This window comes from Brevundimonas sp., assembly GCF_046299535.1.
In the GTDB taxonomy this organism is placed as follows: Bacteria; Pseudomonadota; Alphaproteobacteria; order Caulobacterales; family Caulobacteraceae; genus Brevundimonas.
This window is the reverse complement of sequence record NZ_JBKBIB010000008.1, coordinates 133,179-158,256: the sequence shown is the minus strand read 5'-3', so window position 1 is coordinate 158,256 and position 25,078 is coordinate 133,179. Positions and strand designations below refer to the sequence as shown.

Annotated in this window: 29 protein-coding genes and 1 tRNA gene; 10 read left to right on the top strand and 20 right to left on the bottom strand. The window is 68.3% G+C overall.

The window, feature by feature from the left end; translation table 11 throughout:
• Positions 1-2: 2 nt before the first annotated feature.
• Positions 3-653 (bottom strand): peptide-methionine (S)-S-oxide reductase MsrA, encoded by a 651-nt coding sequence (msrA, locus tag ACK4FB_RS08505; protein WP_409750542.1) that lies wholly within the window; start codon positions 651-653, stop codon positions 3-5.
• Between the two features lie 128 nt (positions 654-781).
• Between msrA and ACK4FB_RS08500 the strand changes: the two genes are divergently transcribed.
• Positions 782-871: transfer RNA gene (locus ACK4FB_RS08500), tRNA-Ser, on the top strand.
• Positions 872-982: 111 nt separating this feature from the next.
• On the opposite strand, the gene ACK4FB_RS08495 is transcribed toward ACK4FB_RS08500, so the two are convergent.
• The 5 genes from ACK4FB_RS08495 to ACK4FB_RS08475 all read right to left on the bottom strand — a co-directional run bounded on the left by ACK4FB_RS08495 (position 983) and on the right by ACK4FB_RS08475 (position 4,817).
• On the bottom strand, positions 983-1,252 hold the full coding sequence (locus ACK4FB_RS08495; protein ID WP_409750539.1) for a type I restriction endonuclease: 270 nt from the start codon (positions 1,250-1,252) through the stop codon (positions 983-985).
• 64 nt (positions 1,253-1,316) lie between these two features.
• Complete coding sequence (locus ACK4FB_RS08490) at positions 1,317-1,589, bottom strand: TetR/AcrR family transcriptional regulator (protein WP_409750536.1); 273 nt, start codon at positions 1,587-1,589, stop codon at positions 1,317-1,319.
• A 24-nt stretch (positions 1,590-1,613) separates the two neighbouring features.
• Entirely contained in the window at positions 1,614-2,381 is a 768-nt protein-coding gene (locus ACK4FB_RS08485) for an EAL domain-containing protein (RefSeq protein WP_409750533.1), read from the bottom strand.
• An 82-nt stretch (positions 2,382-2,463) separates the two neighbouring features.
• A complete protein-coding gene (locus tag ACK4FB_RS08480) occupies positions 2,464-3,168 on the bottom strand; it encodes a hypothetical protein (RefSeq protein ID WP_409750530.1) in 705 nt (234 codons plus the stop codon).
• Positions 3,169-3,182: 14 nt separating this feature from the next.
• Entirely contained in the window at positions 3,183-4,817 is a 1,635-nt protein-coding gene (locus ACK4FB_RS08475; protein WP_409750527.1) for an alpha-D-glucose phosphate-specific phosphoglucomutase, read from the bottom strand.
• A 214-nt stretch (positions 4,818-5,031) separates the two neighbouring features.
• Between ACK4FB_RS08475 and ACK4FB_RS08470 the strand changes: the two genes are divergently transcribed.
• On the top strand, positions 5,032-6,657 hold the full coding sequence (locus tag ACK4FB_RS08470; protein WP_409750524.1) for a helix-turn-helix domain-containing protein: 1,626 nt from the start codon (positions 5,032-5,034) through the stop codon (positions 6,655-6,657).
• 6 nt (positions 6,658-6,663) lie between these two features.
• Here ACK4FB_RS08470 and ACK4FB_RS08465 read toward each other — a convergent pair whose 3' ends face one another.
• The 10 genes from ACK4FB_RS08465 to ACK4FB_RS08420 form a co-directional block, all read right to left on the bottom strand.
• Positions 6,664-8,757 carry an alkaline phosphatase family protein gene (locus ACK4FB_RS08465; protein WP_409750521.1) on the bottom strand — a complete coding sequence of 698 codons (2,094 nt, stop codon included), beginning with the start codon at positions 8,755-8,757 and terminating at the stop codon, positions 6,664-6,666.
• 56 nt (positions 8,758-8,813) lie between these two features.
• Complete coding sequence (locus ACK4FB_RS08460; RefSeq protein WP_409750518.1) at positions 8,814-9,221, bottom strand: hypothetical protein; 408 nt, start codon at positions 9,219-9,221, stop codon at positions 8,814-8,816.
• A complete protein-coding gene (locus ACK4FB_RS08455) occupies positions 9,218-10,309 on the bottom strand; it encodes a hypothetical protein (RefSeq protein WP_409750515.1) in 1,092 nt (363 codons plus the stop codon). The genes ACK4FB_RS08460 and ACK4FB_RS08455 overlap by 4 nt, the downstream gene beginning before the upstream one ends.
• A gap of 10 nt (positions 10,310-10,319) precedes the next feature.
• A complete protein-coding gene (locus ACK4FB_RS08450; RefSeq protein WP_409750512.1) occupies positions 10,320-10,673 on the bottom strand; it encodes a hypothetical protein in 354 nt (117 codons plus the stop codon).
• A gap of 38 nt (positions 10,674-10,711) precedes the next feature.
• On the bottom strand, positions 10,712-11,395 hold the full coding sequence (locus tag ACK4FB_RS08445) for a RebB family R body protein (protein WP_409750509.1): 684 nt from the start codon (positions 11,393-11,395) through the stop codon (positions 10,712-10,714).
• Positions 11,396-11,400: 5 nt separating this feature from the next.
• On the bottom strand, positions 11,401-11,625 hold the full coding sequence (locus tag ACK4FB_RS08440; RefSeq protein ID WP_409750506.1) for a RebB family R body protein: 225 nt from the start codon (positions 11,623-11,625) through the stop codon (positions 11,401-11,403).
• Between the two features lie 53 nt (positions 11,626-11,678).
• The gene (locus ACK4FB_RS08435; protein ID WP_409750503.1) at positions 11,679-11,951 is read right to left on the bottom strand and encodes a RebB family R body protein; all 273 of its coding nucleotides are present in this window, start codon (positions 11,949-11,951) and stop codon (positions 11,679-11,681) included.
• A gap of 57 nt (positions 11,952-12,008) precedes the next feature.
• Positions 12,009-12,278 (bottom strand): RebB family R body protein, encoded by a 270-nt coding sequence (locus tag ACK4FB_RS08430; protein WP_409750500.1) that lies wholly within the window; start codon positions 12,276-12,278, stop codon positions 12,009-12,011.
• Between the two features lie 47 nt (positions 12,279-12,325).
• Positions 12,326-12,595 (bottom strand): RebB family R body protein, encoded by a 270-nt coding sequence (locus tag ACK4FB_RS08425; protein WP_409750497.1) that lies wholly within the window; start codon positions 12,593-12,595, stop codon positions 12,326-12,328.
• A gap of 75 nt (positions 12,596-12,670) precedes the next feature.
• Positions 12,671-12,958: a RebB family R body protein gene (locus tag ACK4FB_RS08420; protein ID WP_409750494.1), complete on the bottom strand. Its 288-nt coding sequence runs from the start codon at positions 12,956-12,958 to the stop codon at positions 12,671-12,673.
• A gap of 451 nt (positions 12,959-13,409) precedes the next feature.
• Here ACK4FB_RS08420 and ACK4FB_RS08415 point away from each other — a divergent pair, with 451 nt between their 5' ends.
• Positions 13,410-15,149 (top strand): type I secretion system permease/ATPase, encoded by a 1,740-nt coding sequence (locus ACK4FB_RS08415; RefSeq protein WP_409750492.1) that lies wholly within the window; start codon positions 13,410-13,412, stop codon positions 15,147-15,149.
• Positions 15,146-16,486, top strand: a complete 1,341-nt coding sequence (locus ACK4FB_RS08410) for an HlyD family type I secretion periplasmic adaptor subunit (RefSeq protein ID WP_409750489.1) — start codon at positions 15,146-15,148, stop codon at positions 16,484-16,486. The genes ACK4FB_RS08415 and ACK4FB_RS08410 overlap by 4 nt, the downstream gene beginning before the upstream one ends.
• Before the next feature lie 10 nt (positions 16,487-16,496).
• On the opposite strand, the gene ACK4FB_RS08405 is transcribed toward ACK4FB_RS08410, so the two are convergent.
• The gene (locus tag ACK4FB_RS08405) at positions 16,497-16,988 is read right to left on the bottom strand and encodes a winged helix-turn-helix transcriptional regulator (protein ID WP_409750486.1); all 492 of its coding nucleotides are present in this window, start codon (positions 16,986-16,988) and stop codon (positions 16,497-16,499) included.
• A gap of 185 nt (positions 16,989-17,173) precedes the next feature.
• On the opposite strand from ACK4FB_RS08405, the gene ACK4FB_RS08400 reads away from it, so the two are divergent.
• From ACK4FB_RS08400 to ACK4FB_RS08385, 4 genes are all read left to right on the top strand, one after another.
• Complete coding sequence (locus tag ACK4FB_RS08400) at positions 17,174-18,013, top strand: acyl-CoA thioesterase (protein WP_409750483.1); 840 nt, start codon at positions 17,174-17,176, stop codon at positions 18,011-18,013.
• A 213-nt stretch (positions 18,014-18,226) separates the two neighbouring features.
• Positions 18,227-19,408 carry an acetyl-CoA C-acyltransferase gene (locus tag ACK4FB_RS08395; protein WP_409750480.1) on the top strand — a complete coding sequence of 394 codons (1,182 nt, stop codon included), beginning with the start codon at positions 18,227-18,229 and terminating at the stop codon, positions 19,406-19,408.
• A 44-nt stretch (positions 19,409-19,452) separates the two neighbouring features.
• A complete protein-coding gene (locus ACK4FB_RS08390; RefSeq protein ID WP_409750477.1) occupies positions 19,453-20,463 on the top strand; it encodes an alpha/beta hydrolase in 1,011 nt (336 codons plus the stop codon).
• A 212-nt stretch (positions 20,464-20,675) separates the two neighbouring features.
• On the top strand, positions 20,676-21,125 hold the full coding sequence (locus ACK4FB_RS08385; protein ID WP_409750474.1) for a YkgJ family cysteine cluster protein: 450 nt from the start codon (positions 20,676-20,678) through the stop codon (positions 21,123-21,125).
• On the opposite strand, the gene ACK4FB_RS08380 is transcribed toward ACK4FB_RS08385, so the two are convergent.
• The 3 genes from ACK4FB_RS08380 to ACK4FB_RS08370 form a co-directional block, all read right to left on the bottom strand.
• Positions 21,112-21,639 (bottom strand): TspO protein, encoded by a 528-nt coding sequence (locus tag ACK4FB_RS08380; protein ID WP_409750471.1) that lies wholly within the window; start codon positions 21,637-21,639, stop codon positions 21,112-21,114. The two genes, ACK4FB_RS08385 and ACK4FB_RS08380, sit on opposite strands and share 14 nt — an antisense overlap.
• Positions 21,640-21,724: 85 nt before the next feature.
• Positions 21,725-22,225, bottom strand: coding sequence for a bacterioferritin (gene bfr / locus ACK4FB_RS08375; protein ID WP_409750468.1), 501 nt, complete (start codon positions 22,223-22,225; stop codon positions 21,725-21,727).
• Positions 22,226-22,365: 140 nt separating this feature from the next.
• Positions 22,366-22,551 carry a bacterioferritin-associated ferredoxin gene (locus ACK4FB_RS08370; protein WP_409750465.1) on the bottom strand — a complete coding sequence of 62 codons (186 nt, stop codon included), beginning with the start codon at positions 22,549-22,551 and terminating at the stop codon, positions 22,366-22,368.
• A gap of 122 nt (positions 22,552-22,673) precedes the next feature.
• Here ACK4FB_RS08370 and thiE point away from each other — a divergent pair, with 122 nt between their 5' ends.
• Both thiE and ACK4FB_RS08360 read left to right on the top strand, forming a co-directional pair.
• Positions 22,674-23,306 (top strand): thiamine phosphate synthase, encoded by a 633-nt coding sequence (gene thiE, locus ACK4FB_RS08365; protein ID WP_409750462.1) that lies wholly within the window; start codon positions 22,674-22,676, stop codon positions 23,304-23,306.
• An 81-nt stretch (positions 23,307-23,387) separates the two neighbouring features.
• Positions 23,388-25,073: an ATP-binding protein gene (locus tag ACK4FB_RS08360; protein WP_409750459.1), complete on the top strand. Its 1,686-nt coding sequence runs from the start codon at positions 23,388-23,390 to the stop codon at positions 25,071-25,073.
• Positions 25,074-25,078 lie beyond the last annotated feature (5 nt).

Sequence of the window (25,078 nt, the reverse complement as noted above, 5' to 3'; positions counted from 1 at the left end):
GATCAGGCGTCCACGCCGATGCCGACGGGACAGGCCACGCCCGTGCCGCCGATGCCGCAGTAGCCGGCGGGGTTCTTGGCCAGATAGCCCTGGTGATAGCCCTCGGCGAAATAGTACGTGGGCCGCGGGCCGATCTCGGTGGTGATGGGGCCCATGCCCACCCGCTTCAGCGCCGCCTCATAGGCGCTCTTCGAGGCCTCGGCCGCCGCCTTCTGGGCCTCGTCGGCGTAGTAGATGGCCGAGCGGTACTGGGTGCCCGTGTCGCCGCCCTGACGCATGCCCTGGGTCGGGTCGTGGTTCTCCCAGAACGTCTTGAGCAGGTCATCATAGGTGATCTCTTCGGGGTTGAAGACCACCTCCACCGCCTCGGTGTGCCCCGTGCGGCCGGTGCAGACCTCTTCATAGGTCGGATTGGGCGTGATCCCGCCCGCATAGCCCACGGAGGTCACCCAGACGCCCGGCAACTGCCAGAACACCCGCTCCACGCCCCAGAAACAGCCCATGCCGAACACGGCGCTGTGGAACCCCTCGGGGTGGGGCCCCTTGAGGGGGCGGCCCGAGACGAAGTGGACCTCGTCGGTGGTCAGCGGCTGATCCCGCCCCGGCAGGGCGGTCTCGGCGGTGGGCAGGTCGGCGGATTTGGAAAACAGCATGGATCGCCTCTTAAATGGGTCCAGCCGCATATGGGAAGCCCGAGGACGCTTGCCCAGACGCTCCGCCTGTTCTATCAGCCTCGCCTCCGCTGGATCGACCGTCCGGCGGCGCACGCACGGCGTGGAACGGACAGGTGGCGGAGTGGTCGATCGCGCACGCTTGGAAAGCGTGTGTACGTGAAAGCGTACCGAGGGTTCGAATCCCTCTCTGTCCGCCACGGCCGCGTCCGCATGCATCCACACACATCACTTGTCGTTCTTCTCTGCCCTGATTCAAAAGATTTTCTCGAGCTCTCCCTCCGCCCATTTGAGCACCGAACCGCTCGAAGTCAGCGGTCAGCGAGCCGATCCGCGCCCAGACCGCCGGAGGCCACCAGCACGGCGTTGGTGCGGAACAGCCCAGGCGCCTGCGTCAGATAGGTCTGGAACTGGTTGAAGGCGTCGGTCGTGGTGGCGTTCTCGGCCGCGGCGTTCTTCAGCTCCAGCACCGCGAGGGGCAGGCCGTTCGCCGCCAGATGATCACGCCACGCCTGCTCGCGCATCGCCTCCCAGCGTCCGATCAGTTCACGACGAGCCGGATCCGGCTCCGCGTCCAGCACCAGTCCTCCCACACGCGGACAAACTCCGCATCGGCTCCGGCGCGCAGCCTCAGATAAAGCAGGATCAGGGTGACCAGATGTCCCGGCCGGGCTCCAGTCCGACGACGCTCTGACAGAACTGCACGTGAAAGTCGGTGTCCCGTTCCAGCGCCGCCTCGCCCATCGCCAGCAGCAAGCCGGGTTTTGAGCCGAACAGGTTGACGATGACGATGGTGCTCCTGCCGACGGTCTGGGCCAGATCACGCAGTGTCAGTTTGCGCAGACCCTGGACCGCCGCCATCCCGATCGCCGCATCAATGATGCGCTGCCCGTGGAGCGCAGGAGGCGGCGTCGTCAACTCATCAGCCGGCGCCTCGGTCGATCAGGCGCTGGCGGCGATGGCGTCGACTTGCCCAGGCCATGAGACGGGCGGCAGCCCCTCGATCATGGGTTTTGCGAACAGATAGCCCTGCATCAGGGACACGCCCAGTTCGCGCAGGACATCGTGCTCATCAAGGGTTTCGATCCCTTCGCAGACAGGCTCGACGCCGAGATCGCGCAGCATGTTCAGCGTGTTTCGCACGATCGCGCGCTTCACGGGGTCGCTGTCGATCCCGCGAATGAGGGCCATGTCCAGCTTGACGATGTCCGGCTGGAATTTGCTCAGCAGGCCCAGCCCGGCGAAGCCGGCGCCGAAGTCGTCGATGGCGGTCCTGAACCCCATGGCGCGGTAGGCGCGCAGGATGTTGAGGATATGGTCGGTGTCCATCGCCTCGTTCTCGGTGAACTCGAAGATGATCCGGGTGACCGGAAAGCCGGTCTGCATCGCTGCGGCCAGCGTCGTCCGGATGCAGGCGCGCGGCTCATAGACGGCGTTGGGCAGAAAATTGATGGACAGGCTCGCGCCGTCGGCCGCCAGATCGAGTCTGGAAGCCCATTCGATGGCGGTCGTGCGGCAAAGCTGGTCGAAGGCGTAGCGATTGTCCGGCGACACCTGCGCCAGCACCCCGCCTGCGCCGAGGCCGTCCTGACCGCGGATCAGGGCCTCATAGGCGAAGGCCGTCCCCTTGCGCACATCCACGATGGGCTGGAACGCCATGGTGATCGGAAGATCAAACCCGACGCCGTCTCTACAACCTGCACACGCCATTCAGGGACTCCTTTACGCCGGGCATCATGGGCCCAAGGCGTTAAAATCCTGAATATCCCCCTTCAGTGTGCGCAACCTGAGGTCAGCGCCTGCGCCCCAGGTACAGCGTGCATTGCGACGCTTCGCCCGTCAGAGGATTTTCGAAGCGCACATCCTCGGCGTGCACGTCCGCGAAGACGCCCCTCAGGGCGTGGATGAACTGGTCCTCGGCGGGATCGTCCGACCACATGGCGAAAACCCCGTCCGGGCGCATGCCCAGCGCCAGATTGGCCAGGCCCTTCGCGGTGTAGAAGGCGGCATGGTCCGGGGCCAGCAGGCGCGTCGGCGAGTGGTCGATGTCCAGCAGCACCAGATCATAGGTTTCGTCGCTGTGCCGGGGACTGCCCGGCGAGAACCAGGTGAAGAAGTCCGCCAGACGCAGGACGCAGCGTGGATCGTCCCGCAGGGGCGGCGTCAGCGGCACCAGGCCCTCCTCATGCCATTCGATCACCGGCTGCAGGGCGTCCAGCACCGTCAGGCGCGCCACCCGCTGATCCTCCAGCGCGGCGCGGGCCGTGTAACCGAGACCCAGCCCGCCCACCAGCACCGACAGGGGCCGATCCGGCGCCAGGGCCAGAGCCCGCCGCGCCAGTTCGGACTCGCCCTCGATGAACAGGTCGGACATCAGGTGCTCGTCGCCCAGCAGGATTTCCACCACATGCCGGTCCACCGCCGGGACCCACCGCCGACGCAGGATGGCGGGACCCTTGGCGGTGGGACGGTAGTCGAGCTCTTCGAAGCGCTTCATGGGTGCTTCGGCCATCAGGTGACCGTCGACGGTGTGGTGCGGTCCAGCCGTTCGGTGATGCGCGCCGCTTCCACCGCCGCCGCCGACAGATCCGTCAGGGCTTCGCCGACCGGGGCGTCGATCAACCCCGCGGGCGGCTCATAACGCTCCACATAGACCCGCAGGGTCGCGCCCCGCGCTCCGGTGCCCGACAGGCGATAGGTGATGCGCGCGTCCGGGGTCAGCCACAGCCGCACGCCCTGCTGCTCGGCCACCGCCCCGTCGACGGGGTCCACATAGCGGAACTCCCCGGCCTCGCGCACCGTGAAGGCGCCGACCACGCGGCCCGTCATCCCATCAAGCTCGGCGCGCAGTTCGCGCATGAAGTTCGCCGCCCCATCCGCGTCCAGATCCTCGAAATCCAGCCGCTGGTAATAGTCGCGGCCGTAGAGGCGCCAGTGATCCCGAACGATGTCGGGCAGCGGCCGATTCTCGACCGCCAGCAGGTTCAGCCACATCAGCACCGCCCACAGGCCGTCCTTCTCGCGCACATGGTCGGCGCCTGTGCCGAAGCTCTCCTCCCCGCAGAAGGTGATGCGGCCGTCGTCCAGCAGGTTGGTGAAATACTTCCACCCGGTGGGGGTCTCGTAGATGGGCAGACCCAGCCGTTCGGCGACCCGGTCCACGGCGCGGCTGGTGGGGGCCGAGCGGGCCACGCCTTTCAACGGCCGGGAGCGATAGGCGCCGATGCGCGCGGCGTTGGCCGTCAGGATCGCCAGGCTGTCGCCGGGCGAAACGATCATGCCGGGACCCAGGATCATGTTTCGATCTCCGTCCCCGTCCGATGCGGCGCCGAAGGACGGCGGCTGATCGCCGAACAGGGCCGCAGCCAGTTCGGGCGCGTGGTCGGGATGGGGATCAGGATGCCCGCCGCCGAAGTCGGGCGAGGGCGCGCCGTTCATCACCACGCCGCGGGCGCCCAGCCGGGTTTCGAAAATCTCGCGGGCGTAGGGTCCGGTCACCGCATGCATGGCGTCGAACAGCATGGAGAATCCGGGGCGTGCGATCAGGGTGCGTATCTGGTCGAAGTCGACCAGGGTCTCCATCAGGTCCGCATAGGCCGTCACCGGGTCGATGACCTCCACCGCCATGCCGTCCAGATCGAAGCGTCCCGGCTTGTCGAGCGGGGGCGCAGGCTGGTCCGACAGGCTGTAGCGCCGCAGGGCCGAGGCCCGGGCATGGACCGCGTCGGTCAAAGACGCCGGGGCGGGACCGCCCGAGGCGCCGTTGAACTTCACGCCGAAATCGCCGTCCGGTCCGCCCGGATTGTGGCTGGCCGACAGGATGACTGCGCCGAACGCCTCGTGCCGCCGCACCAGATGGGAGGCCGCAGGAGTGGACAGCAGCCCGTCCTGCCCCACCAGCACCCGGCCGAAGCCGTGGGCCGCCGCCATGCGGACCACCGTCGCCGTCGCCCGGTCCGAGAAGAACCGCCCGTCGCCGCCGACCACCAGGGTCGCGCCCTTCGGCGGCGCCGCAACCTCGAACAGGGCCTGGATGAAGGTCTCCAGATAATGCGGCTCCATGAACCGGCGGGTCGGGCGACGCAGGCCCGACGTCCCCGGCGCCTGATCATCGAAGCCAAGGGTGGCGCGGTGTTCGGTGGTCATTGAGGGTCCTGTCAACGTTTTCGCGCCGTCATCCGCCTCACGCCGGTTACGGCGAAGGCGATACGGTCGGGTTTTCCGATCCATACCAGTTCAGGCGCGCCGTCACGACCTGCGGACGGGGGGCAGGTGAAATCCGCGTTTCCCTCACCATCGAACTCTGTTAGGTCGTCAACTTAAGGTAGCGATAAGCACTTATAGGTTGAGGGGACTGCGGATGTCGATCGAGACGATGGATGAGATTTTCCACCGTCTCGCACCATGCGCCACATTGGCGGACGCGCTGGAACGCCTGCTGTCCGACCTGGTGCGGCGGCTGGACCTGTCGCACGCCGAGGCGGACCTCGCCGGGAAGCGCCGGCTGACCGTGCGTCGCCCGGGACGCGTCCTGGCGACCGGGTGGAGCCCGCCTGCCGGACCGGGCCCGCCCCGCCTGCCCTCCGTGGACGACGCCGTGCACGACGCCGAATGGTTCGAGAGCCCCGAGCCCGAAACGTTGGTTCGACCACGGGACGAGGGGGTTGAACTGCCGCTTGCCTTCGGCGCCCGACCGCTGGGCGAACTGCGGCTGGTCTGGAGGACAGACCGCGAGCGCCGGCGCAACGCGCCGTCCTGGCTGGCGGTCCTGGCCCGCCACTCCAGCTTTCTCATTCATCGTCATCTGGTGCGGGACTGGAGCGAGCAGCATCTGGGACATCCGTTGCGCCTGGTCGGCATGAGCCGGGCCATGCGGCATCTGGACAGCCTGATGGAGCACGCCGCCGCCAGCGATCTGCCGGTGCTTCTCGGCGGGGAATTCGGGACCGAGAAACTGCCGCTCGCGGTCGCTATCCACTGCGGAAGCAAACGCCGCGAAGGGCCCTTTGTCCAGATTGACTGCGGCCAGGCGCCGGCAGAGGTGGAACGGTGGTTCGATCAGGCCGAAGGCGGCACCCTGTTCCTCAATGCCGTGGACCAGCTCCCCGCGCCTTTGCAGCAACGTCTCCCGCTCCACATGCGGTCGCGTCTGGGGCAATGGTCAGAGGCGAACCCCGCGCCCGACACCCGCATCGTGGCTTCCGCCACGCTAAATCTGCACGACCTTGCCGCCAGGGGCGCGTTCTCGCGGGTTCTGGCTGTCGAGCTCGACATGCTGCCGGTCGCCGCCCCACCCCTGCGCGAACGTCCCGAGGACATCGGGGCCCTGATCGGCGCCGCGCTGGAGCGCCATGGCTTTCGCGCGGAGGCCAAACAGAGCGAGGCGCTGGCGGCCGCCTGCCGCGCCCACCACTGGCCCGAAAACGTCTGCGAACTGGAGCGGGTGATCGCGCGGCTGGCGGTGATGTCCGGGGACCGCAGGATCGAACGGGATGACATCCTGAGACATGCGCCGTGGATCATCCCCGACGCGCCTCCCCGCCCCGTCCAGCCGGCCCCGTCCGCCCCGATCGGAGCGACGCCGGGGGAAAGCGAGTTGTGGCTGCGGTGCGCCGTCCACCGGGACGCCGCCGAACTTGAGCGGATGCACGAGGGGCTGGCGCGCGCCCTGATCTATCTGGGCGATCACTACGCAGAGCCCATATCCCTGGCGCGGCTGGCGCGGCACGCCCACGTCAGCACCTCTCACATCAGCTTCCTGTTTCGCACCGTTCTCAACATGCCCTTCAAGAGCGTGCTGGCCCGGATCCGGGTCCACAAGGCCAGGGAGATCCTCGCCAGCGACAACCGACGCCAGATCACCGATGTGGCGCTGAGCGTGGGCTTTGCGGACCTCAGCCATTTCGAGAAGTCGTTCAAACGGCTTGTCGGCCAGAGCCCGCGCGAATTCCGTCGCGATCACGCCATGCGGCAGGCGGCTGAATGACCCGGTTCAAACCTCCAACTTCGGCATGATCTCCCACAGGCCCCATTCGCCGGCGCGCGTGGTGGCGTAGGTCGGGTCCTTGGGCCAGGGCAACAGACGTTGCATGGGATCGGGCTGGGTCTGTTCCGACAGCTTCTGCCAGGCGGCGGGCTGCAACTGGCTGATGAAACAGACCCGGTCGCCGACCCGGATTTCATCGCGACGATCGCGACTGGACAGCAGGCGCATCTGCCACTGGGCGCCCGGATCGCTCGCCGAATGATCATAGAAGACTCCGGCCAGCTCCGCGCGCACCGTCAGCAAGCTGTTGCCCAGTGGCGACCGCTCGCTGGTCTTGATCCGCACCGTCGACATGTTGAGAATCGGGGTGACGGCGTCACCGCCGCCCACCGGCGCCAGCGAGAAATTGATCGCCTCCTCGGGGTCCGCGGTGAAGGTCGGATAGGAATAGGCGTACAGTCGTCCGTAGGCGGATTTCGACAGGTACACCGCGCCCGGCTGGGCATGCCAGATGTCGCCGACATACTTGAAGACGTAGGGGGTGTTGTAGTTCAGGACGTCGCCACGACTGCGGCGTTCCTCGATCTTCAGCGCGTCCGTCGGGTCCGGCACGGGATCCACGACCCCCGGATTCAGCAGGTGTTCAAATGTGGGCGCGTTGGCCACGCGGTCGCCCATCATCCAGTCCTCCGGGGGGATCTGCGCCATCTTCAGAACCGTGGCGATCATCGAGGTATGGTCGAACGGCGTGTCCCCCGTGGAGCGGAAAACGGTCCCCCGCGGCGCCCGCGGCGAGATCAGCAAGGTGGGCACCCGCACGCCGAACTGGTCAAAGCCGAAGCCGAACTGGGTGCGGGTCTCCTCGTCCATGTCGCCCCGGACGATGGGCGGCTCGGGCACGGGGCAGGCGTCGTTCCGGGACGGCCGCGCCGCGGGCGGGACCATATGGTCATAGGTGCCGCCGTTTTCGTCGAAGGTGATGATCAGCAGGGTGTCCTTCCAGTTCTCGTGGGAGGACAGGGCGGCGTAGACGTTCATGACGAAGTCCTCGCCTACGGTGAGGTCCGACACCGGGTGGTAGTCGTTGCCGACGCCGCGCATCTTCGAGTTCCAGGCGACCCCGCCGCCCCATTTGGGCTCGATCCAGCTGAACGCCGGAAGCCGGCCGTTACGGCAATCCTCAAAGAAGTCGTTGCCCGGCTTTGAAGCGTCGAACTGGACGAAATTCCTGTCGAATTTCTTGTTCTGCAGCAGGGGGAACATGGTGCGCGTGTACTGCCATTCCTTGCCCATGGTCAGGGCCTTTGGCGGCCAGGTGTCCTGCCAGTAGACCTTCCAGTCGTAGTTGTGCTGCTCCAGCACCTCGAACAGACATCGGGTCGACACGGGCAGTTCGTCAGAGTGGCTCTTGCCCTCCCACAGGCGCATCAGATTCACGCCGGGGTTCCAGGTATCGGGGTCGTAGAAGCTGTTGTTGACCATGCCCCGCGACGTGCCCGACAGGGAGAAGGCCCGGTTGGTGTTGGTCTGGCTGGGCACAGAGCAGAACCACTCGTCAGATACGGCGTAATAGCGCGCCAGCCCGCTCAGCACCGGAACCTGCTCGGGCGTGTAGGTGTCCAGCACCTCGCTGAGATCATCCTTGCCCAGGCTGATCTTCATGTGATGCTGGACGTCCAGATTGTAGTCCAGGACATAGCCGCGCATCATCGGCTGGCCTTCCTGGATCATCTTCTGGATCAGCGCCTGCCGGGCCTCGCGGTTGAACCAGGCCTCAGACCCCAGGCCTTTGGTCCACATCTGGTTCATGATGTGCTCGAAGCTCTCGCCGGTGTTGTAGGCGGGGGTCTTCGGCGAACGGGCCCCCTTGTTGATCGGCAGGGCGCCGCGTGAGGGCGTGGGATTTTCGAGCGCGGCCAGCGCGTGCGGGTCCATGCTGGACAGACCCAGAAAGGGGCGATCGTCGTCCTCCCGTCCCAGGATCTGCCGAGGCTGGATCTCGTCATTATATAGCCAGCCCATCAGATGGTCGAACCCCCGGTTCTCCAGCATCAGAACGACCACATGCTTGACCCCCTCACCGGGGAGTTGCGTCTTCATCACCATCTGCGGACCCTTCCCTGCCCTGCGCCCTCACGCCGGTCGGCGCTGCACGATCACTGGTTCCGCGAGACTGCGTATTCGGCGACCTTGACCGCGCGGGTGGCCTGCCGCTGGGCCTCGTTCACCACGCGCTCCATGACCTCTTCGGCCCGGCGCACGGCGTGCTCCTGGCGCCGGGCGCTCTCGGCCACGGCATGCTCCACCGCGCGCTCCGCCTGCTGGACCATGCGTTCGGCCGCCTCCATGGCGGCTGCGGCCTTGCCCTGATTGTGAGGGTGCGGCCGTCCGCCGGACGAAGCGCTGCGGTCGGCGTCGGCTATGGACGCCTCGGCGTCATGGACCACCCGTGAAGCATGCTCCTCCGCCCGGACCGCGTCGCGCATCGCGCGATCCTCCATGCGCTGACCAGCGTGGGCGTCGGCGTGCCGACGGCGCGACCTGCGGGGTTTGCGAAAACTCATGATGCGTCCTCCTCCTGCTTGCTGGCGCTTCGTCCCCTGGCGCGCGGCGACGGCTCTGGCCGGGGCGTGAACGCGCTGAGACTGATGATCCCCTGCGGATCAAGTTGGACCTCGGCCTCATGGCCGTGATGCTCGATGTGGAAGGTGCAGGTGGCGCCGTCCTGGGCCATGAGCCCCCTGTGCACCCGCTGGGCCGAAAGCAGGCGCTGGGCGCTGGCCACATACTGATTGACGAACCCGCGCGCCGCGTGACCGGTCTGCCCGGCGTAGGGGGTGTTGAGCACCACCTCGCGCACCCCCGAGGACAGGCGGGCGAAACCGACGGAATTGCCCCAGGCCAGCCAGCTTTCAATCGCGTCAGCCACCGCCCCGGGCGGCACCAGCCCGTCCACTTCCGGGCAGTTCAGCTGGTCGAACAAATTCGGCGCGAGGGCGTGAACCGCGGCCTCCGCCTGGCGCCGACGGTCGGACGCCTTGGCCAGACCGCCCCTGTTCGTCAGACCCACATAGACGCGGAAATAGTCGGCGAACTCGCGCGGGGTGCGCCCCTGTTCGATGCCGAAGGTCGCCGCCTCTTTCTCGATCGCCAGATCCTCGTCGTCCTGGCGCACGAAGTCGTTGAAGACGTCATAGATCGCCTTGCGATCCTCATAGCCCATGAACTGAAACATGGGATCAGAGGCGACCCCAAGTTCGGTCAGATAGGCCGCGCCCTTGTCGAAATCAGACTGGGACAGGATGCCCTGGGCCTGCAGCAACTGGCGCGTATGGAAGGAGGATTTGGCGTCCTTCTCCTTCAGTTCGGCCCTCGCTAGAATACGCAGTTCAGCCTCGCTCAGGGTCATCAGCTTGGCCGGCCCGACCATGACCCTGAGCTCGCGCAGCAGCGTGAACCGGTGGGCATGCAGACCCATCTGGATCTCGGCCAGCATCTCGCTTTCGTCAGGAAAGGCGTAGGCGGCGGCGGGATCGAGCGAAACCCGGTTGAACCACTCGAGGCCGCCGTCAATGAAGCGGAGCGCCAGTCGGCAGCGCTCTGACAGGCCTCCCTCATCCTGCACGGGACGATTGGCGACGCTGATGCTCATGACGGCGCCCTCAACCTGACGGGAAGTTCTTGAGGACCGAGGAGGCCGCCTCGCCGATGGCCTTGAAGTCCTCCGTGGCGCCGGTGACCATGGTCTGGGCTTCCTGGATCACGTCCTTGTATTTGGGCAGGCCCGTGGCGAGGTACTGGGCCATGGCCACCCCCGCGGCGGTAGTGGCGATGGTCGAGACGTTGCGCAGCGCGTCGGCCGCATCCTGCACCGCGATGGCGCTGGACTGGGCGACGGACTGATAGGCTTTTCCGGCGCCGCTGGTCAGCACGACCTGGGGTCCCATCGTCGCCAGTTGCACCTGATTGATGACGTCGACGATCTGCGGATTCACGTGGGCGGGGTCCGTGGGCATGGCGACTCCTTACGAATGGGGCGGACGGGAACGGATGGTCATGACCGGGGCGCCTTGCGGGCCGCCCGGCCGCTTGCGGCGCGTTTGACCGGAGCCGGAGAAGGAGAGGGTCCCGGCGGCGCCGGCGGGGTCGTCGCGGCGTCGGCGGCGATCCTGGCCAGGTCCGCCTGCGCCTGGGCCGCCGTGGGACCGCCGGCGGCTACACCCGCCTTCAGCGCCTTGATCGCGTCTTCGCCCGCCTCCAGTTCGGCGGCGAAGGGATCCGGCGGCGGCGGCAGGGGCGCGGTCGCATCGGTGGCCAGTTTGGCCAGATCCTCGCGGGCCTGGGCCGCACTGGCCGAGGAGGTAGCCGCCTGCCTGCGCAGTTCGTTGATCGCCGTCTCGCCCTCGTGGAACGCTTCATCAACCGATGGCGGGGGGCGCCGGGGGCCGGGCAAGGGGTCTATATGGGGCGGTGGATCAAGCGGATCCAGAGGGAGAGGCCCGGTCGGCCGCTGCAGCATCCTGGCGCAGGCGGCCGTCACCGCCGCCGTGCCCACCATGCTGGCGCCCTGCTGACGCATGACCGCGTTGTGCATGGCCATCCCGAGGCTTTCCACCATCACGGCGTCGAGCATGCCGAAGGCCTGGGACGGCGCCTGGCCGGTCGTCAACGTCACGACGCTGGAGACGGAGTCCACGATCCGGCTGTTGACTGTGCCGTCGGGCGTGCTGTCGGTCATGGGTCTCAAGCTCCCTTGGTTATGATCATAGCCAGCACCTGCACGAGGGCGGCGTTGGCGATGACTTGGCCGCGCTGCTGGTTTGCGGCCGCATTCTCCATGGCCAGGCCGATGCTGTCGGCCATGGCCACATAGGTCATCGCCATGGCGGTCGACGGGGCGAGACCCACCGAGAGCGCCGAGCCTGAGCCGACGGATCCGATGACGCTGGCGACGCCTGTGTCCGCCACTCATCTGCTCCTGCGTCTGAAGGCCGCCGACGCGCGTCGCGCCGGCGAGCGCGTCAGTAGGATCGGAAGATGTCCGAGGTCGCGACGCCGGCGGAACCGGTGTCCACGGACAACAGGGTGCAGACGCCCTGGGACGTGGCCGCCTGCATGGTCACATAGGACTGTTGCTGGTTGTTGGTGGCGTTGTGGGCGGCGTTGCCCAGCGCCTGGCTGGTGGTGATGAACAGATTGCCCATGGCCATGGCCGGCGCGTCCCCCAGCACCTTGGTGTTGGCCTGGGTGATGGAGTCGGTGATCTGGCTGTTCAGGGCGGTTGGAAAGGCCATTGTCTTGCTCCTGGTCTAAAGGTTGGTCAGGTACGGGGCGGCAGGGCCCGGGCGATATCAGCCGCCCAGGATTTTCTTCGTGGCCAGACCGGACGAAGCCGTATCCAGCGAGTAGAGCAGCGCCACGCCCATGTTGGTGGCCGCCTGGGACATCACGAACATCTGCTGCTGGGCGTTCGTGGCGTTGTGCGCCGCGTTCGCCAGCGCCTGGGCGGTGGCCTGATACAGATTGCCCATGGCGATCGCCGGCGCGGTCCCCAGCACCTGCACATTCGGCTGGGTCACGGAGTCGGTGATCTGGTCGTTGACGGACGTCGGGTAGGCCATGGCGGCTGCTCCTGGGCGTTAGAACGGGCGATTTCGCCCTTGGGACATCAACTGCTCAGGATGTCCGCGGTTGAGACGCCGGTGGCCGCCGTGTCGAGGGCGTAGAGCGTCGCCACCCCCATGGTGGTGGCGGCCTGGCCGGTGACAAAGCTCTGCTGCTGGGCGTTGGTGGCGTTGTGCGCCGCGTTGGCCAGGGCCTGGGCGGTGGCCTGGTAGAAATTGCCCATGGCGATGGCCGGGGCGTCTCCCAGAACCTTCACATTGGCCTGGGTGACGGAGTCGGTGATCTGATTGTTGACGGCGGTCGGGAATGCCATGTCGCGGTCCTCGATGATGACTGGCTAGGGAACAGCGCCGTGAGCTGACGGCGCGGCGGATCGTTCAGGGCCGCGTCAGCCCAGGCCTTTGACCCTGGACTTCAGGACATCCATCGTCGCGATGCCGGCCGAGGCGGTATCCAGCGCATACAGGGTGGCGACACCCATGGTGGTGGCCGCCTGGGCCGTCACATAGCTTTGCTGCTGGGCGTTGGTGGCGTTGTGCGCGGCGTTGGAAAGCGCCTGGGCGGTGGCCTGATACAGGTTCCCCATGGCGATCGCGGGCGCGTCGCCAAGGACCTTCACATTGGCCTGGGTGACGGAGTCGGTGATCTGGTCGTTTACGGCGGTCGGAAATGCCATCGCTGGTCCTCTCTGCTGGATCGCCCCGCCGGGTCTCTGCGGGCCGGAACGGCTGATCTTCGGCAGCCGCGACAGCAGGACCGTAAGGCCAGGATCATCGCGAACGATTGGCGTGACGGCTCAAAAATCCGGCGAAATCCGCTTCAGTTTCGCCTGTATCCGGCCGGGAACGGCCGCAAGACCGCCAGCCGGACGCAACCGCGCGCCGACCAGAACGCGCCGGACGCCCGACACAACCTTGGATTGTCAATCTTTTCTGGTGTTCGTCTGAAAACGCCGGAGTCGGGAAATCTGGCCAAAGCGGTCAAATCCGCTCTCGCGACCGCATCCCTGGATTGTCGCCTTCCAACGATTGCCATAGGGTCGGCGGTCGTGGGCGCGCAGGCTGTCCTGGTCCTGCGGGGACAGGCCCGGCGATCCCGTAATGAAGGCCCGGGAGCGGCTAGCCGACGTGTTCAACCTGCTTCCCGCATCGCCCGGCGCCGAGCCGCTGAAACAGGCCGTGCTCGCCTGCCGGACCCACCTGATCGGGGCCGCGGTGTTCAGCGCCCTGGTGAACCTGCTGTATCTGACGCCGACCCTTTACATGCTGCAGGTCTACGATCGGGTGGTGCCGACCGGCGGGCTGGCCACCCTGGTGCTGATCAGCGTCGTGGCCCTGTTCGCCCTGGCCGCGCTGGCGGCGCTGGACTGGCTGAGAATCCGCATCCTGCTGAGGGCGGGGCTGAAGCTTGATCAGGCTCTGACCAGCCGCATTCTGGCGCGGACGGTGGATCTTCGCGGACAGGCGCCGAACGTGCACGTCCTGCGGGAGTTCGACCATGTGCGCACCGCTTTGAGCGGTCAGGGAACCCTCGCGGTTCTGGACGCGCCGTGGACGCCCATCTTCCTGCTGTGCTGTTTCATGCTCCACTGGTCCATCGGCCTCCTGACCCTGTTCGGCGGCGCGGTGCTGTTCATTCTGGCGTGGCTGAACGAACGGGACACCCGGCCCAGGATCGGTCAGGCGCTGGACGCCTCCAACAGCGCCTATGCGGCCCAGGAAGGCATCGCCGCCCAGGCCGAGGTCGTGCGGGCGCTGGGCATGCGCGCCAACAGCATCGCCCGCCAGACCGACGAGCGTCGCCGCGCCGTCCAGCAGCAGGCCGACGCCAATCTGACGGGGGGGCGCTACTCGGGCGCCATCAAGTTCGTGCGTCTGACGCTGCAGTCCGCGGCCCTGGGCCTGGCCGGCTTTCTGGTGATCCGGGGCCAGATGACCCCCGGCGCCATCATCGCCTCGTCCGTTCTTCTCAGCCGGGCCGTCGCGCCTATCGAACAACTGGTCGGCGCCTGGCCCGGCCTGGTGAAGGCCCACACCGGCTGGCGACGGCTGATCGATCTGTTTGAGCGCACGGCGGGGGCGGATCGCGCGCGGACCGCCCTGCCCGCCCCGCTTGGACGGTTGAGCGTCGAGGGCGCCGTCGTGCGTCTGGACGAGACGGCGCCGCCGCAACTGAAGGGCGTGACGGCGACGCTGGAGCCCGGCCAGACCCTGGGGGTCATCGGTCCCAGCGGATCGGGCAAGACCACCCTGGCGCGGATCATGGCCGGCGCCCTTGCGCCGTCAGCCGGCGCCGTGCGTCTGGACGGTGCGGAATACGCCGCCTGGGACAGCGACGCCCTGGCCCGTCACATCGGCTATCTGCCGCAGACGCCCAGCCTGTTCGCCGGAACCGTGCGAGACAACATTTCCCGCTTCGCCGCGGCCGCCGGCGCGCCGTCCCACGAGATCGACGCCGCTGCGGTCACGGCCGCCCGGGCCGCCGGGGCCCACGACATGATCCTGCGGCTGCCGCGCGGCTATGACACCGAACTGGGCGCGTTTGGCGCAGGGCTGTCCGCCGGTCAGGCCCAGCGGGTGGCCCTGGCCCGGGCGCTCTATGGCGACCCCGTGCTTCTGGTGCTGGACGAGCCCAACTCGAATCTGGATCAGGACGGGGAAGCCGCCCTGATGACCGCCCTGCTCGCCGCAGCGAAGCGTGGCGCGGCGGTGGTCATCGTCGCCCACAGAGCGGGCGTGCTGTCTCGGGTCGATCGCCTGCTGGTGCTTCGGGACGGCGCCGTGCAGATTCAGGGGCCTCGCGAAGAGGTGCTGGCGCAACTCAGGGCCGGACCTCGGGGGACGACGCAGGAAGCCACGGCCCGATGACATCGACCAGTTCGCCCTTACCGGAAAAGACGCCGGAGCTGAGCCCCTCCCCCCGTTTCGAGCTGTGGCTGGGCGGGGCGATCATCGTGCTGTTCTTCGGGCTGTTTCTGGGGTGGGCCGCGTTCGCGCCCCTGGACGCCGGCGCCTATGCCTCGGGCCAGGTGATGGTTTCCGGCAACCGCCAGGCCGTCCAGCACCCGGACGGCGGGGTGGTCAGCGTTCTGCACGTGGCCGAGGCGGACCGTGTGGAACGGGGTCAGGTTCTGGTGGAGATCAGCGCCGGTAATCTGCGCGCGGTGGAGCGCGGCGTGGCGGGACAGGTGTACGCCCTGCTGGCCCAGAGGGCGCGCATGATCGCCGAACGCGATCGCCTGTCGGCGGTGCCGACGCCCGAGGCTTATGCGGCCCTCTCTGGCGAGGACCGGACACTGGCTGAGGAAGCCCTGACCTTGCAGCGCCGGCAGTTCGCGGCGCGGGGGGCGGGGCGCTCGACCGAAAGCGGGGTGCTGCGTCAGCGCATCAGCCAGCTTGAGGACCGCATGGGCGGGTATCAGCGGCAACTGGAATCCAACCGCGAGCAGCAGCGCCTGATCCAGGAGGAATTGACGGGGATGCGCTCTCTGGCGGCGCAGGGCTATGCCCCCGTAAACCGTGTCCGGGCGCTGGAGCGCACCGCAGCCTCGCTTGAGGGCGAGGAAGGCGCCCTGATCGCCCAGATCGCCGCGGCCCGCGAGCAGATTGGCGAAACACGCCTGCAGATGCTCGGCGTGAACACCCGTCTGGATGAGGACGTGGCCGATCAGTTGCGTCAGGTGGAGGTGCAGCTGAACGAGCTTCAACCCCGCCTCTCCGAGTTGCAGGCCCAGATCGCCCGAACCCAGGTGCGAAGCCCGGCCGGCGGACAGGTGGTGGGACTGAGCGTCTTCACCCCCGGCGGAGTGGTTCAGCCGGGCCAGGTTCTCATGGAGATCGTGCCGGACGACGCCTCACAGGTGCTGGTGGCCCAGGTCGACCCCGCCGACATCGACAATGTGCGCGTGGGGCTGCAGACCGAGGTTCGTTTCCCGGGCCTGCGCGAGGAAATTCCGCCCATCGTGCGCGGCGAGGTCACCAGCGTCTCGGCTGACAGCTTCACCAATGAGCAGAACGGCCATAGTTATTTCCGGGTCGAGGTGGTGGTGCCGCCGCAAGAGCTTGAAGCCCTCGGTTCGGCCGCCCGTGGCATCCGGCCGGGCATGCCCGTGGAGGTGGTGATCCTGTTAAGGCGCAGAACTGCGCTGTCCTATCTGGTGGAGCCCCTGACCCGGAACCTGTGGCGTTCCGGCAGCCAGCAGTAGCAGGGACGTTCTAGGCCGCATCCTTGGGGGCCAGCACGTCGCCGACGGTGGGGCGGTCCGCGCTGAGCACCAGCGCCAGGTCGCGCGGGCGCACCACCTCGCCGCAGCAGCCGCAGGCGATGCGCGGCTCCAGCGAATGGCCGCAGGTCTTGTGCACCATGTCCACGCCGGAATCGCTGTCGCCATACAGGTGCCTGGCGCCCCAGGCGTGCAGGGTCACCAGAACCGAATACAGGTCCTTGCCGCGCGCGGTCAGGATGTACTCGTTGCGGGGCGGGCGCTCGGAATACAGGTGCGGCTCGAGCACCCCGTGGGCCACAAGGGTCTTGAGGCGCGCGGCCAGCACATTGCGGGCCACGCCCAGACGCTCCTGCCACTGCTCGAAGCGGGTGACGCCCTGAAAGGCGTCGCGGATCACCAGCAGCGTCCACGGATCGCCGATCACCTCGAGGGTGGCGGCGATGGAGCAGCTCTGGCGGGAGTAGTCGGCTGTGCGTCCCATGGTCACAAGGTGACGTTGCGGCAGGCTTTTGACAAGTGGGTTGCGATTCAACACCCATTGAGTCAGTCTCGTTTGGCAACGGACATCGCGGCGAATGACTTCGCCCCGGCGTTCCTGCGTCCCTCGACTTGCGGGCGGAGGCCCTTCCGCCGGTCTCCGCCCGTCTTTCTGATATGTCGCTGCCCATGACCGATTCCCCTGATCACGCTCTCCTTCGCGCCCTGACCCTGACGCCCGAAGGCGAGGCGCTGACCGCCGAACTGTCAGGCGAGTTCTCCAACGGCCCCGTCGGGGCGCCGCCAGAGGCGGGATTCCCGTTCGGCGGTTTGCTGGCCGCCCTTTGCGCCGGGGCCATGCGGCAGGGACTGGGCATCACCGGGCCGCTGCGTAGCCTCAGCGTCCAGTATCTGGCGGCGGCGAAGTTCGGTCAGGCCCTGACGTTCCGGCCCCGCCTGCTGCGCGGCGGACGCACCGTGGCCTATTCGGCGCTGGAGGCCGGACAGGGCGAGCGCCTGACCCATCACGCCACGGCCACCTGGGGTCGGGACGCCGAAGACGCCGTCGCCCTGACGCCCATGCACGCGCCCCCGCCGCCGCTGGACAGCCTCGATCCGGCTGCGACGCTGAAGGGGCCCATGCGGCCCCGCTTCAGCCAGCACGTGGAGTTCCGCTTCGACGGCGGCCCGAACATTCTCGGCGGCAACGAGGGCCGTGCGGTGGTGGAGCGGGTATGGATGCGCACCAATGACGGCGCGCCGCTGGACGAGCTGCGCCTGTGCTACCTGCTGGACGCGTTGTATCCGCCCGCGTGGACCGCGACGAAGGCGCCGCCGATGATGACCACGGTGGACCTGCGCTACGACATCCTCGCCACGCCGACGCCCGGGACGGCGCCGGACGGCTGGGCCTTCTTCGAGTTCCGCATGCTGGATCTGGGTCTGGGCTGGACCGTGGACGAGGCTTCATGCTGGGGCGCCGACGGCACGCCGCTGGCCCTGTCTCGGCAGCGGCGCAAGCTGCTGTGACCCTCTCCCTCCCCGTCCCGGGGAGGGAGGCCGCGCAGCGGCCGGGTGGGGAGGGCTCGGCGAAATGTCCGCGCTCGTTTCGCCTTCGCCGCCCCCACCCGCTTCGCCTGCGGCTCAGCGCCCTCCCCGGGACGGGGAGGGAGAAGGAGTCGCCGTCCGCCGTGCGCAGAGATATATGAGCCGCAACACACCACAACCGCCCAGGAACCCGCCATGTCCGATCCCGTCGTCATCTGTTCGTTCGCTCGCACCCCCATGGGCGGCTTCCAGGGCGTCTTCACGGGCGTGAAGGCCACAGAGCTGGGCGCGACAGCGGTCAAGGCGGCGGTTGAGCGCGCAGGGGTCGAGGCCGCGCGGATCGAGCAGATCGTGATGGGCTGCGTCCTGCCCGCCGGTCTGGGCCAGGCGCCGGCGCGTCAGGCCGCCATCGGCGCCGGGCTGGGCCGCCATGTGGAGGCCACCACGGTCAACAAGATGTGCGGCTCGGGCCTGCAGGCGGCCATGATGGCCCACGACGCCCTGAAGGCCGGCAGCGCCGACATCATCGTGGCTGGCGGCATGGAGTCCATGACCGGCGCCCCCTACGTCATGGCCAAGCACCGGGGCGGGGCGCGCATCGGCCACGATGTCATCTCCGACACCATGTATCTGGACGGGCTGGAGGACGCCTACGAGCCCGGCCGGCTGATGGGGTCCTTCGCCGAGGATGCGGCGCGGCAGTACCAGTTCACCCGCGAGGACCAGGACGCCTACGCCATCGAGAGTCTGAGCCGGGCCAACGCCGCCATCGCCTCGGGCGCCTTCGAGGCCGAGATCACCCCGGTGGAGGTCACCAGCCGCAAGGGGCCCGAGACCGTCGCGGTGGACGAACAGCCCGGCAAGGCGCGGCCCGACAAGATCCCGACCCTCAAGCCCGCCTTTGCGAAGGACGGCACCATCACCGCCGCCAACGCCAGCTCCATCTCGGACGGCGCGGCGGCGCTGGTGATGACCCGCGAGAGCGTAGCGAAGGCGCTCAACCTGCCCATCGTGGCCCGGGTCGCGGCCCACGCCGCCCACGCCCACGAGCCGGGCCTGTTCACCACCGCCCCGGTCCCGGCCATGAACAAGGCGCTGGAGCGGGCCGGCTGGAACGCCTCGGACGTGGACCTGTGGGAGGTCAACGAGGCCTTCGCCGTCGTGGCCATGATCGCCATGCGTGAGCTGGACATCGACCACGCCCGGCTGAACGTGAACGGCGGCGCCTGCGCCCTGGGCCACCCCATCGGGGCGTCGGGGGCCCGGGTCTTGTCCACCCTGCTGTCGGCGCTGCAGGCGCGCGGCGGCGGCAAGGGCATGGCCTCCCTGTGCATCGGCGGCGGCGAGGCCGTGGCCATGGCGGTCGAGGTGGCCTGACATCCGGGTCTGGCCACCGGTATCATAGCAGATATGCTGGCGGCATGACCCTTCATCGTCGCAGCCTGCTGACCGCCGCCGGGATGGGGCTGACCGCCTCGCCGGTTCTGGCCCAGGCGCCCTGGAGCGAGGCGGTGCGCGCCGCCGCCGTTCTTCCCCGCCTGGCGCCCGCCGACCCGACCGAGACGGTGCGGCTGTGGCCGGGCGGCGCGCCGGGGGGCGAGAACGTCACTGTCGTCGCCGAGGTGAACGAGCGGTCCGAAGACCCCGCCTGGCACGACCGCTTCGCCGTCTACACCACCGACCCGATCCTGACCGTGTTCCGGCCCGAGCGGCCCAACGGCGCGGCCCTGCTGCTGATCCCCGGCGGCGGCTATCGCTGGGCGGTGGTGGACAAGGAAGGCTACGACTGCGCGAGGGTGTTCGCGGCGGCGGGGGTGACCTGTTTCGTGCTGCGGTACCGGCTGCCCGGCGACAACTGGGCGGCGGGGCCGAACGCGCCTCTGCAGGACGCCCAGCGCGCCATGCGCCTGATCCGCGCCAATGCGGCGTCGTACGGGATCGACCCGGACCGCATCGGGGCGCTGGGAGCCTCGGCCGGCGGCCATCTTGCCGGCACGCTGGCGGCCCGCCACGGGGATGCGGTCTATGAGGGCGTGGACGCGGCGGATGCGGTGTCGGCGCGGCCCGACCTGTCCATCCTGCTGTATCCGGTGGTGACCCTGACCGACCCGCATGCGCACGCCGGATCCCGCAGCCACCTGCTGGGTGAAAACCCGAGGCAGGACCAGATCCGCGACTGGTCGCTGGAGACCATGCCTCGCCGCGACACCCCGCCCACTTTCATCGTCCACGCCATGGACGACGGCGCGGTGCCGCCAGAGAACGCCATGATGCTGACCACGGCCCTGCGGGCGGCCGACGTGCCCGTGGAGACCCATCTGTTCGAGGAAGGCGGCCACGGCTTCGGCATCCGCCAGATCACAGGGCGCCCCGCCGCCGTGTGGCCCGAACTGGCCCTGGCCTGGGGCGCCCGGCGCGGCTGGCTGGGTTAGGCCCGGCCCGCAGTGCGCGGCGGCTTGGGCGGTGTTTCGGGCCGGGGCGTCGGGCGCGGGCGATCCGCCTGCATCAGGCGGGCGAGGCTTTGGGCGCCGGTGGCGAGCACGATCATGGGCCGGACTCCGTGAATGCGATATTGAGAATGCATCGCAATCGTGAGTCTGGCAAGCCTCCTGACGCGGGCCTCGCAGCCCTGTAGCGTCGCGCCATGACCGCGCCCTCCGCCGCCCCTGCTCCGCCCCGCGCCTGCGGCGACTGCGGCCTGTGCTGCAAGATCATGGGCGTGGAGGCCATCGCCAAGCCGCCGCGCAAATGGTGCGGTCATTTCCGCAAGGGGCGCGGCTGTTCCATCTATGCCGACCGGCCCTCCGCGTGCGGCGCCTTCAACTGCACCTGGCTGCTGGCGCCGAATCTGGGCGACGAGTGGCGGCCCGACCGCGCCGGTTTCGTGATGCATTCGGAGGACGGCGGCCAGCGCCTGGTCGTGGAGGCGGACGGGGCGGCGCCCCAGGCGTGGCGGCGCGAGCCCTATCAGGCGACCTTGCGCGACTGGGCGCGCACCATCGAGGTGGTGGTGTTCGTGGCTGACCGGGGCCTGCGCTTGCGGGCGGACGGCGGAGAAACAGCAGTCAGGCGCGGCTCCCCTAGTGCAGGGTGAGGGCGTCGCTGTCCTTGATGCGGCGTGTGACCATCTTGCCCACGCCCAGCCCGTCGGCGGGGCCAAGGGCGCGAGGCCGGGGCCGCAACTTGCCCGCCTGGTGCACATAGGCCGCCGTGGTCGCCGCCGTCAGGGCCGCGGCGCCGATCTGGGCGGCGGGACTGCGGGGGCGAAGGGCGAGCAGGGCGAGGTTCACCGTCTGGGCCAGCCCCCAGCTGCCGAGCGCACGATTGCGGTCGTGGCTGCGAGGCGCGTTCCACACCCTCAGGACCGAGACCCCGGTGGCCGAGAACAGGGTGGACAGGATCGCTCCCATCGGCGCGCGGGCCGTACGCACGGCCCGCTTGGCGGGATCGGTCGCCTGATGCCGATGGAGCCCGGGACCGCGCATCGCCAGAAGCGTGGCCAGCGCCGCGAAGCCGCCGACCAGGGCCAGCCCGCCGGCCACATGTCCGATGCTGCGTCCCTCGCTGTTGAGGAATTCATCGTTGGCGCCGCGCTTCGGTTCCGGCATTGGAGACTCCCTGGGGTTGCTGTCTTTCAGGGAGCGGAACAGATCAGGCGGGATGGGGTTCCGGCGGCGGTCGCGCAGGCAGGGATCAGTTGCCGGTGGCCGCGCCGTCGGGCTCGATGTCCTTCATGGCGCTCTGCAGCCAGTTCTGCTCGCCCAGCAGCTTGATCAGGTTCAGCTGGTTCTCGAGGAAGTCGATGTGCTCCTCGGTGTCAGACAGAATCTCGGTCAGGATCTGGCGGCTGATGAAGTCGGCGGCGGCCTCGCACTGCTTGATGGCCTCGATCTGGTCGCGGCGGCCGTCCAGCTCCAGTTGCAGGTCGGCGCCCATGCATTCGGACGCGGTCTCGCCGATCTTGAGCTTGTGCAGGTCCTGCAGGTTGGGCAGGCCGTCCAGGAACAGGATGCGTTTGATCAGCTTGTCGGCGTGTTTCATCTCGCCGATGGACTCGTCGTAGATGACCTTGCCCAGATGGCTGAGACCCCAGCTTTCGAACATGCGCGCATGCAGGAAATACTGGTTCACCGCGGTCAGTTCGTTGGTGAGGACGCCGTTCAGCGTCCGGATGATCGCGGGATCGCCCTTCATGGTCTCAAGCCTTTTCGTTCCGGGACCGGCTCACACGACGGCCGCGCCCTTGGTGCATGGCATAACACGCTTCGCAGGCGATTGTTCACCTGCGAATACTTATCAGCTTATTGTAATTGCGAGTAAATCTCGCCGCGCAGTTATTCGGCGGCGAGGGCGAAGGCCTGGCGGGATTCCTGGATCATCTCGCGCATCTCGCACACGCACTTGGCGCACTGGGCCTGACAGCCGTTGTGGGCGAACACGTCGCGCGGCCGTTTGGCGCCCGCCTCGATGGCGCGGGCCACATCCCGTTCGCGAATGCCGTTGCAGTTGCAGATGTACACGGTGGTCGCCCGACCCGATACGTTGAGAACGACTCTCCATAGCAGGACTTTCGCCCTATGCAAATCGTTCGCATGCGCATCCCGCGCTTGACCGGTGGGGCAAGACGGCGCACCCCCCGGCCATGACCTCAGAAGCCCCTTGCCGCCTGTATCTGATCACCCCGCCGGCCCTGCCCGATCTGGAGACCTTCGCTGCTGAGCTGGAGGCGGCGCTGGGCGCCGGAGACGTGGCGGCGCTGCAGATCCGGCTGAAGCCCGCAGACGACCATCAGGTGCGCGCGGCGGTGCGGCGGCTCATGCCCGTCGCCCATGCCCACGGCGTGGCGGTGATCCTGAACGACCGGCCGGATCTGGCCGCCGAACTGGGCTGCGACGGGGTTCACGTGGGCGACGAGGATCCGGCGGTGGACGCCGCGAGGCGCATTCTGGGGCCGAACGCCATGATCGGGGCCACGTGCAGGGACAGCCGTCACGCGGCCATGGAGGCGGCCGAGGCGGGGGCCGACTATGTGGCGTTCGGGGCCTTCTTCCCCACCGACACCAAGCAAACAACCGCCCGGCCCGAGCCGGACATCCTGACCATCTGGCAGGAAACCATGGCCGTTCCCTGCGTGGCCATCGGCGGCATCACCGTGGACAATGCGCAGACGCTGATCGACGCGGGCGCGGACTTCCTGGCCGTCAGCGCCGGGGTATGGCGTCATCCGCAGGGCCCGGCCGAGGCGGTGCGGCGGTTCAACGCCCTGACGGGCTGAACCCGGGCCATCGCAAGGGATATTTAGCAAAGGCGTGGTTGACTGGACATTCAGCATCCCAGCCTACAGAAGCCTTTCGTCATGATCCTGAGCCGCGCGCTCGCCGACCTGGACCACCCCGCCGTCGCCGCAGCGGAAGCGCGCGCCGGTTCGTGGCGACGCGGCCATGATCTGATGAGCCAGCCCCACGCGCCGGTTTTCCTGGCTGTCCTTATCGCCATCCTCGTGGTGCTTGCGGTGTACACCAGCCGGTCGGCGGGCCTCGTCGCCGCGCTGTGGGCCGCCGGAGGCGTGGCCATGACGGCCTGGCTGCGCGCCGGCAAGGGCAAGGGCTACGAAGTCGCCTATGTGGCCCTGATCGCCACGGGCTTCGCCGGCGGCAACCTGCTGGCGGGCAATCCGCCGGAACTGGCCTTCATGTTCACGCTCGCCAACATGATCGAGGTCGTGCTGGCCGTCCTGCTGGTCCGGCGCTTCCTGCCGGATCTGAACATCGCCACCGTGCCGGGCTCGGCCCGGTTCCTCATTCTGGCCGCCGTCATTCCGCCCTTGCCCGCCGCCCTGTTCGCCTCGGGCATGCTGCACCTCATGACCGGCCAGGATTTTCTGAGCACTTTCCAGACCTGGTGGTTCGGCCACGCCCTGGGCATCGCCGTCATCGGCCCCTTCGGTCTGGCGGTGACCAAGCGCCACTTCGCGCGACTGGCCCGGCCCCGGCAGGTGGCCGAGGCGGTGCTGCTGCTGGGGGCGCTGGCGGCCCTGGTGACGGTGCTGTTCACCCAGGCCGTCGCCCCCATGTCCTTCGTCGTCGTGCCCCTGCTCCTGATGATCGCGGTTCGTCTCAGGATCGTGGGCGTCACCGCGGCCGTTCTGATTACGGCGCTCATCTCCATCGGGGCCACGCTGAACGGCGCAGGCCCCATGAACCTCGTCGCCGGCGCCACCCTGGCGGACCGGGTGATGATGGCTCAGCTGTTCACGGCGGCCACAGGACTTCCCATGCTGCTGGTGGCGGCCATGCTTGAGGAACGCGACCTGTTCGCCGCCCGCGCCGCCGCCGACAAGCAGCGCGCGGAAAAGGCCAGCGCAGGCAAGTCGCGCCTGCTGGCCAATGTGGCCCACGAGATCAAGAGCCCCATCGGCGGGATCATCGGCATCGGCGATCTGTGGTCCTCGGGCCAGCTGGGTCCGGTCACACCGACCCAGGCGGAGATGGCCGCCATGCTGGTCAAGACCGCGCGCCAGATCGAGACGCTCACCCACGACCTGCTGGACGTTGCGCGGGCGGAGTCGGGGGCCGTCCAGATGGATCTGCGCCCGGTCGACGTCGCCGGCGTGGTCGAGGACGTGCGCCGCACCGTCGCCCTGCAGAAGGACGCCCAGGGCCTGACCCTGACCACCGAGCGGGACAACGACGATCTGGTGGCCCTTGCGGACTCCATCCGCCTCAGCCAGATCGTGGGCAATCTTGCGACCAATGCGGTCAAGTACGGCGCCTCGGGCGGGGTGGTCATCCTGCGCACCCGCCGCGTGGGCCGCCATATCCGCGTCGAGGTCATCGACAACGGCCCGGGCCTGTCCCCCGACAAGCAGGCCCAGTTGTTCGAGCCCTTTAACCGGCTGGGTCTGGAACGCTCCACCATTGAGGGTCACGGCATCGGCCTGACCCTGGCCAAACGTCTGACCGAGCTGCAGGGCGGCGAGATCGGCGTGATCAGCGCGCCGGGCGAAGGGGCCACCTTCTGGATCGAACTGCCGGCGGCCTGACGCTG

What these genes read in the sequence shown, in the direction of transcription:
- msrA (WP_409750542.1), bottom strand. Translation starts at nt 653, where the DNA reads ATGCTGTTTTCCAAATCCGCCGACCTGCCCACCGCCGAGACCGCCCTG.
- ACK4FB_RS08485 (WP_409750533.1), bottom strand. Translation starts at nt 2,381, where the DNA reads ATGGCGTGTGCAGGTTGTAGAGACGGCGTCGGGTTTGATCTTCCGATC.
- ACK4FB_RS08480 (WP_409750530.1), bottom strand. Translation starts at nt 3,168, where the DNA reads ATGAAGCGCTTCGAAGAGCTCGACTACCGTCCCACCGCCAAGGGTCCC.
- ACK4FB_RS08475 (WP_409750527.1), bottom strand. Translation starts at nt 4,817, where the DNA reads ATGACCACCGAACACCGCGCCACCCTTGGCTTCGATGATCAGGCGCCG.
- ACK4FB_RS08470 (WP_409750524.1), top strand. Translation starts at nt 5,032, where the DNA reads ATGTCGATCGAGACGATGGATGAGATTTTCCACCGTCTCGCACCATGC.
- ACK4FB_RS08465 (WP_409750521.1), bottom strand. Translation starts at nt 8,757, where the DNA reads ATGAAGACGCAACTCCCCGGTGAGGGGGTCAAGCATGTGGTCGTTCTG.
- ACK4FB_RS08460 (WP_409750518.1), bottom strand. Translation starts at nt 9,221, where the DNA reads ATGAGTTTTCGCAAACCCCGCAGGTCGCGCCGTCGGCACGCCGACGCC.
- ACK4FB_RS08455 (WP_409750515.1), bottom strand. Translation starts at nt 10,309, where the DNA reads ATGAGCATCAGCGTCGCCAATCGTCCCGTGCAGGATGAGGGAGGCCTG.
- ACK4FB_RS08450 (WP_409750512.1), bottom strand. Translation starts at nt 10,673, where the DNA reads ATGCCCACGGACCCCGCCCACGTGAATCCGCAGATCGTCGACGTCATC.
- ACK4FB_RS08445 (WP_409750509.1), bottom strand. Translation starts at nt 11,395, where the DNA reads ATGACCGACAGCACGCCCGACGGCACAGTCAACAGCCGGATCGTGGAC.
- ACK4FB_RS08435 (WP_409750503.1), bottom strand. Translation starts at nt 11,951, where the DNA reads ATGGCCTTTCCAACCGCCCTGAACAGCCAGATCACCGACTCCATCACC.
- ACK4FB_RS08430 (WP_409750500.1), bottom strand. Translation starts at nt 12,278, where the DNA reads ATGGCCTACCCGACGTCCGTCAACGACCAGATCACCGACTCCGTGACC.
- ACK4FB_RS08425 (WP_409750497.1), bottom strand. Translation starts at nt 12,595, where the DNA reads ATGGCATTCCCGACCGCCGTCAACAATCAGATCACCGACTCCGTCACC.
- ACK4FB_RS08420 (WP_409750494.1), bottom strand. Translation starts at nt 12,958, where the DNA reads ATGGCATTTCCGACCGCCGTAAACGACCAGATCACCGACTCCGTCACC.
- ACK4FB_RS08410 (WP_409750489.1), top strand. Translation starts at nt 15,146, where the DNA reads ATGACATCGACCAGTTCGCCCTTACCGGAAAAGACGCCGGAGCTGAGC.
- ACK4FB_RS08405 (WP_409750486.1), bottom strand. Translation starts at nt 16,988, where the DNA reads ATGGGACGCACAGCCGACTACTCCCGCCAGAGCTGCTCCATCGCCGCC.
- ACK4FB_RS08400 (WP_409750483.1), top strand. Translation starts at nt 17,174, where the DNA reads ATGACCGATTCCCCTGATCACGCTCTCCTTCGCGCCCTGACCCTGACG.
- ACK4FB_RS08395 (WP_409750480.1), top strand. Translation starts at nt 18,227, where the DNA reads ATGTCCGATCCCGTCGTCATCTGTTCGTTCGCTCGCACCCCCATGGGC.
- ACK4FB_RS08390 (WP_409750477.1), top strand. Translation starts at nt 19,453, where the DNA reads ATGACCCTTCATCGTCGCAGCCTGCTGACCGCCGCCGGGATGGGGCTG.
- ACK4FB_RS08385 (WP_409750474.1), top strand. Translation starts at nt 20,676, where the DNA reads ATGACCGCGCCCTCCGCCGCCCCTGCTCCGCCCCGCGCCTGCGGCGAC.
- ACK4FB_RS08380 (WP_409750471.1), bottom strand. Translation starts at nt 21,639, where the DNA reads ATGCCGGAACCGAAGCGCGGCGCCAACGATGAATTCCTCAACAGCGAG.
- bfr (WP_409750468.1), bottom strand. Translation starts at nt 22,225, where the DNA reads ATGAAGGGCGATCCCGCGATCATCCGGACGCTGAACGGCGTCCTCACC.
- thiE (WP_409750462.1), top strand. Translation starts at nt 22,674, where the DNA reads ATGACCTCAGAAGCCCCTTGCCGCCTGTATCTGATCACCCCGCCGGCC.
- ACK4FB_RS08360 (WP_409750459.1), top strand. Translation starts at nt 23,388, where the DNA reads ATGATCCTGAGCCGCGCGCTCGCCGACCTGGACCACCCCGCCGTCGCC.